Below are 1,134 nucleotides of genomic sequence, written 5' to 3' on the forward strand. Positions count from 1 at the left end.
CCTGCGCCGGATCATCGGTGCAGTAGGGGCGACGGGGGAGGCGTTCGACAAAGGCCGCGTGAAGCGCGGGTTTTACCATCGCACACCGCGCTTACTGGCGGTGTGGGCTTGTGTAGGGTGATCCATGTGGTATTCTTTACCTCGTGATTCGTCATGCCCCCGAACTCTCTGAATCTTCCGCCAAGTTGATAAACAGAGATTCGGGGTTTTTCATTTCTGGTCAGCACTTTACAGCAGGCAGACGCAAAGGGGCAACGTTCCTAATTCACCCTAAGTAGCTATTCTTACGAGAGAATATAGATAGGCACTTCCTTATTGAAGGCTCATTTTTTGTTGGCAACAAAAAACTTTGCAGAAATAAAAAAACAAACGCAGCCCAACCAACAAAAACATTCCCTTTCAGCCATGGCTCCGTAATTGGAATTAAAGTATTATAGCCATCTTTAATTACACTAATGTGAGATACCATAAAAAAACCACCGATAAGAAATGAAACCCAAAAAAACTTCCATCGAAAATGGAAACCTGAGTACCTTGTGTATATGAAGCACGAAAACAAAACACCAACAAAGGATATTAAAATATAAAAGCCAAGTACGGTAAAATCACTCATCCTTAGTTCCTGCTTGTTCTAGTGTTGACTTTGTAGTGTAAAAATCTGAGGCCGCCTCTAAATAAAGAGCTTGTTTTGATGTTTGTTCATATGCTCTAACGTAATCCTCACGGACATATCTAAACAGCCGCCATGAGTCTGGTTTTAAAACCATTCTAGTTATGCCATAAGCAGACATACCCAAATCAGAAACGCCGTATGCGATATTTCCCTCTCGATCACTCCCTCCCATAGCCTTTGCAGCACTTTGATATAAATCTCTCACAGGACCTTCTGTGTCTGAACGCCCTTCTAGCAGGTTGCGCCCATTCTCATAGACGTTATTCGCGCCATGAGCCATCAGTGGCACCCCAAAAGTCGCGCACAGAACGCCAAGAGAGGCATAGCAAAGCGTACCACCCGCGTATATTTGCGCCGCACCAGCAACAACCCCAACCCCCTTCTGCGCAACATCCAGCGATTGGTTTAACAAACTTCGTTGCTCTTCTGCTAATGCCCTTAAACCTTCCGAGATGCTTTTT

2 protein-coding genes are annotated in these 1,134 nt (G+C 45.1%); both read right to left on the reverse strand.

The window, feature by feature from the left end:
- Positions 1-265: 265 nt before the first annotated feature.
- Positions 266-613 (reverse strand): hypothetical protein, encoded by a 348-nt coding sequence (locus tag CUC53_RS14965; RefSeq protein WP_100294889.1) that lies wholly within the window; start codon positions 611-613, stop codon positions 266-268.
- Positions 606-1,134: DUF4225 domain-containing protein (locus tag CUC53_RS14970; protein ID WP_100294890.1), on the reverse strand; the 529-nt coding region annotated here is incomplete at its 5' end. The genes CUC53_RS14970 and CUC53_RS14965, both read right to left, overlap by 8 nt.

It is taken from the genome of Aeromonas cavernicola, assembly GCF_002795305.1.
GTDB classification, from domain to species: domain Bacteria; phylum Pseudomonadota; class Gammaproteobacteria; order Enterobacterales; family Aeromonadaceae; genus Aeromonas; species Aeromonas cavernicola.